We start from the raw sequence: 5,026 nt of genomic DNA on the forward strand, positions 1-5,026 counted from the left end.
CGCCCCCGGCCGGTCACCCTGCCCCCGGGGGGGGGGCCCCCCCCCCGGGGGGGGGTCCCCGGCCCCCCCGGGCCCCGCCGCCCCCCCCCCGGGGCGCGCCCCTCAAGGACGCGAGGCGTCACCGGCGCCCGGCGCCGACCTCGGAGCCGGTGTTCTCGCCCTCGCCCTGGTCCTCGCCCTGGTCCTCGCCCTGGGCGTCGCTCCGGTCGTCGTTCCGGTCCCGGTCGCCCCAGCCGTCGCTGCGGTCGCGGTACAGGGTGAAGCGGTCGAAGAGCACCGGCGTCGGGAACGGGTTGGCCGCGGTGGCGGACGGGGAGTGGTAGTAGCTGACGGTGATGGTGGTGCGGCCGCCCGGCACCGGCCCGGGGTCGACGTCGAAGACCGCGACGCCGTACGGGAAGGCGGTGTCCGGGTCGGTGACCGCGGACCAGTGGGCCTTCTCCTTCGCGTCCGGGTCGGCCTTGAAGGTGAGCCGCTGGGTGCGCACGGAGGCCTGGCGGACGCCGTCCGCGTCGGCGGGCAGGTAAACGTCGTCGTGGCCGGCGGTGCCGCCGCCGCCGAGGATCAGGTGGACGGTGCCCTCCGAGGTGTCGATCCGGCGCAGGTCGTCGTCGGCGACGGCCGGGGTGAGCAGGCCGCCCGGCTCGGTGCCGCGGACGGGGTGGGTGCGCTCGTAGTCGTGGTCGTGCCCGGCCAGGACGAGGTCGACGGAGTAACGGTCGAGCAGCGGCATCAGCTTCTCGCGGATGCCCATGTCGCCGCCGTGGCTGGCGGCCGAGGAGGACATCGCGAACTGGTGCAGGTTGACGACGACCCAGTCCACCGCGCGGCCGCGCCGGGCGCGCGCCAAGGTGCGTTCCAGCCAGCGGAGTTGGGCGCCCTCGCTGTAGTCGCTGATGTAGATGGACTGGCCGGTGGCCGGGTCGAGACTGGCATCGTCCTCGACGGCGATCTCGTTGCCGTCGAGGCTCACGAACAGCACCGAACCGACCTGGAAGCTGTACCAGTTGCCGCAGTAGTCGCGGGTGCCGTTGTCGGGCAGTTCGAAGCGCGTCAGGTAGGAGGCGTAGCCGAGGTCCCCGCCGCCCGCCTCGACCTCGTGGTTGCCGGGCGCGGGCATCCAGGGCCGGCCGGCGGCCGACTTGGCGAGGTTGTTCATGAACGCGTTCCAGCACTGCGGCTGGCGCTGCGGGTTGTTGTTGGCGTACGCGAGGTCGCCGTTGAGCAGGTGGAACAGCGGCGCGAACTGCTCGACCTGGCGGACGGCGGCGGCGCCGTGGATCGAGGACTTGCTGAACACGTTGTCGCCGGTGCCGAGATCGCCGAAGCTGGTGAAACGGAACGCGGCCCGGCCGCGCGCGGGCGCGGTGCGGAAGGTGCCGCGCACCGGGCCGGAGCCGTCGTGCAGCACCTCGTAGACGTACGTGGTGTCGGGCCGCAGGCCGTCCAGGCGGACGTGGTGGGTGTACGTCTCGACCTTGTTGAGCCCGTCGACGTAGGTGCGGGTCTCGGCGTCCACGGTGTGGCCGGCGCCGCCGCGCGGGGTACCGATCCGCACCCGGGGGCGGCGCACGGTGGCGGCCGTCGCCCAGGAGACGGTCATCTCGCGGGACGGCTCGTTGCCCCACTGGAGGTGGATCTGCTCCGGTCCGGGGGTGCCCGCCAGGGCCGGCTGCGTCCAGAGGAGGGTGGACGCGGGCAGCGCGGCCAGCGCACCGGCGGCGGTACCCGTCCGAAGGACCGTTCTGCGCGAGGGATGTGACACTGTCGCCTCCAAGGCTCCGGGAAACGCCCAGGAGAGTCCCAGCCGAACCGGGCGCCCGGGCCACCGGCGAAGGTTCTTCCGGCGAACGCCAGTTGAACGCCGGATCGGATCGGGCGGCGATCAACCGTGACACCGGTCAGGCCGGTCACACCAGTTACGCCTGTCACACCGGTTACGCCGGTTACGCCGGGAGGATTACCGATCCCTGACGGCCGGTCCGTCCACGCCCGATCCGCCGCCCCGCACGGCTAGCGTCGGCGGCATGGAGATTCTGGTCACCGGCGGAGCCGGGTTCATCGGGTCGGCCGTGGTCCGCACGCTGGTCGCGGCCGGGCACGGGGTGCGGGTGCTGGACGCACTGCTGCCCGCCGTCCACCCCCCGGGGCGGGCCCCCGAACTGCCCGGGGGCGTGGCCTTCGAGCAGGGGGACGTCCGGGACGCCGCCGCCGTGCAGCGGGCGCTGGCCGGGGTGGACGCGGTCTGCCACCAGGCGGCGATGGTCGGCCTCGGGCTGGACCTCGACGACGCCCCCGCCTACGCGGGCTGCAACGACCTCGGCACGGCCGTCCTGCTCGCCGCGATGGCCCGCGCCGGCGTCCGCCGCCTCGTCCTGGCCGGCTCGATGGTGGTGTACGGGGAGGGCCGCTACCGCTGCCCCGCGCACGGCGACGTCGCCCCGGGCCCGCGCCGCCCGGCCGACCTGGAGGCCGGGCGCTTCGAACCGCCCTGCCCGGCCTGCGGCCGCGCCCTGAGCCCCGGCCTGGTCGCCGAGGACGCCCCGGCCGACCCGCGCAGCGTGTACGCGGCCACCAAACTCGCCCAGGAGCACCTGGCCTCCGTGTGGGCCCGGGCCTGCCAGGGCGCCGTCCTGACGCTCCGCTACCACAACGTGTACGGGCCGGACATGCCGCGCGACACCCCGTACGCGGGGGTCGCCTCGCTGTTCCGCTCGGCGCTGGCCCGGGGCGAGGCCCCCCGGGTGTTCGAGGACGGCGGCCAGCGCCGGGACTTCGTCCACGTCGAGGACGTCGCCGCGGCCAACCTCGCCGCGCTGGAGGCCCTTGCCGCCCGCGCGCCGGGCAGTTCCCGCGCCTACAACGTGGGCAGCGGCGAGGTCCGCACGATCGGCGAGCTGGCCGGGGCGCTGGCGGCGGCGTACGGCGGCCCGGCACCGCTGGTGACCGGCGAGTACCGCCTGGGCGACGTCCGGCACATCACCGCCGACTCCTCCCGGCTGCGCGCCGAACTCGGCTGGCGCCCGCAGGTGCCGTTCTCCGCCGGGATGGCCGAGTTCGCGGCGGCGCCGCGGTCCGGCGCCGCACCTGACTGCCCGTCCGATGTCGGCCGGAACTCGCCGGTGAAGAGCGGAGGATGGGGCTAGCCTGGCGGCATGGTTGCAAACTACAAGGGAGATGTGGCCGTGAACGACCAGGAATTCGTCAGCGCACCCGCCCTGATCCTCCGGTCCCTCTCCGCCGACCCCGGCCGGCGGGCCATCGTCACCGCCGACGGCGTCGAGATCACCGCCGGCGACTTCGCCGCCGCCACCTACCGCCTCGCCCACGAGCTCATCGCCCGGGGCGTCACCCGCGGGGACACCGTCACCCTCCTCACCGGCAACACCGCCGAGGCACTCGGCGCCCGCTACGCCGCGGGCCTCGCAGGTGCGCGGGTGGTCACCCTGTACGACGGTATGAGCACCCCCGTCCTGGCCGAGGTCGCGGCAAGCGTCGACGCCGCCGTCCTCCTCGTGGACGCCGAACGGTACGCGGAGGCCGCCGAGTTGCTGCCCCTGATCGACGTGCCGACCGTCCTGCGCCTCGGCGCCGGACCAGCGACCGTCGGCGAGGACGTGATCGCCGCCGCCGCGAACCGCCCCGCCGAGCCGCCCGCCGTCCGGATCGGCCCGGACGACGACCTCGGCATCCGCCACACCGGCGGTACCACCGGAATCCCGAAGGGCATCGTCAGCCTGCACGGCCCCTACCGCGGCGTCTTCGACACCTCGTTCGGCTCCGCCGGCACGGCCGACGAGGCGCCCCGCTTCCTCGCCGCCACGTCGCTCGCCCACCTCGCCGGGATCTTCTCCGACCTGACGCTCCACCACGGCGGCACGGTGGTCCTCCAACGCACCTTCGACCCCGGCGAGGTCCTGGCCGCCGTCGAGCGCGAGCGCATCACCAGCCTCTGGGCGCTGCCGCCGCTGCTCTACCAGCTGCTCGACCACCCGGCGATCGGCCGCACCGACCTGTCCAGCCTCCGGCAGATCATGTACGGGGGCTGCGCCGCCTCGCCGACCCGGATCCGCGAGGCGCTCAAGGTGTTCGGGCCGGTCCTGGTGGGCATCTACGGGATGTCCGAGGCGCAGCTGATCTCCTTCCTCACCCCGGAGGGGCACGACCGGATCGCGCAGGGCGGCCAGGTCTCGGTCGGACGGCCCCTCCCGGGCGTCGACGTGGAGATCCGCGCCGAGGACGGCACCGGGCTGCCGACCGGAGAGCAGGGCGAGGTCCACATCCGATCGGCCGGACTCATGGCCGGGTACTGGAAGCGGCCCGACCTGACCGCCGAGGTGCTGCGCGACGGCTGGCTGAACTCCGGCGACGTCGGCTACTTCGACGCGGACGGCTACCTCTACCTGGCCGACCGGGTCAAGGACCTGATCATCGTGGTCGGCGGGCACGTCTACCCGTCCGAGGTGGAGGACCTCCTCCTCACCCACCCGGCGATCGCCCGCTGCGCGGTCTTCGGCGTGCGCGACGCGCAGGAGGCGGAGCACGTCCACGTCGCCGTCGTTCCCGCTCCGGGGCAGCAGCCCGAGTTGGCGGACATCCAGGCGTTCGTCACGGCCCGCAAGGGGCGGATCTACGCGCCGGAGGCCCTGCACCTCGTGGACGAGATCCCGCTGACGTCGGTCGGCAAGCCGGACAAGAAGCGGCTGCGCCAGGCCGTGGCCGAGTAGGCCGAGTAGGCCGCGCGCTCGAAACGCGGACCCCGGGACCTGCCTCGTCATTCCCTCCGGGCGCGCGGCGCGGGCAGGGCGATCTCGAAGCAACAGCCCCCGGCGACGTTGCGCACCTCCGCCCGCCCGGCGTGCGCCTCGACGATGCCGCGCACGATGGCGAGCCCGAGCCCGGCACCGCTCTCGCCGGGCTCGCCGGCGGCCCGGCCGTCGTCGCGGCGCGGCGTGGGGGCGGGGCCCCCCCCCCCCCCCCGCTCCAACAACAAAAAAACCGCCGAGGCCCCCCACAGACAGAAGGA

General features: G+C 74.6%; 4 protein-coding genes. 2 read left to right on the top strand and 2 right to left on the bottom strand.

The features are described from left to right. Positions 1-118: 118 nt before the first annotated feature. Positions 119-1,765, bottom strand: a complete 1,647-nt coding sequence (locus ACFV6D_RS28305) for a purple acid phosphatase family protein (RefSeq protein WP_380561562.1) — start codon at positions 1,763-1,765, stop codon at positions 119-121. Positions 1,766-2,027: 262 nt separating this feature from the next. Here ACFV6D_RS28305 and ACFV6D_RS28310 point away from each other — a divergent pair, with 262 nt between their 5' ends. Then, entirely contained in the window at positions 2,028-3,146 is a 1,119-nt protein-coding gene (locus tag ACFV6D_RS28310) for an NAD-dependent epimerase/dehydratase family protein (protein WP_380561564.1), read from the top strand. Positions 3,147-3,185: 39 nt separating this feature from the next. After that, positions 3,186-4,727, top strand: coding sequence for an AMP-binding protein (locus tag ACFV6D_RS28315; RefSeq protein ID WP_380561566.1), 1,542 nt, complete (start codon positions 3,186-3,188; stop codon positions 4,725-4,727). Between the two features lie 47 nt (positions 4,728-4,774). On the opposite strand, the gene ACFV6D_RS28320 is transcribed toward ACFV6D_RS28315, so the two are convergent. Then, the coding region (locus tag ACFV6D_RS28320) for an ATP-binding protein (protein ID WP_380561568.1) at positions 4,775-5,026 on the bottom strand (252 nt) is incomplete at its 5' end.

The sequence above is a fragment of the Kitasatospora sp. NPDC059812 genome, from assembly GCF_042732075.1.
Lineage (GTDB): Bacteria > Actinomycetota > Actinomycetes > Streptomycetales > Streptomycetaceae > Kitasatospora.

What these genes read in the sequence shown, in the direction of transcription:
- ACFV6D_RS28310 (WP_380561564.1), top strand. Translation starts at nt 2,028, where the DNA reads ATGGAGATTCTGGTCACCGGCGGAGCCGGGTTCATCGGGTCGGCCGTG.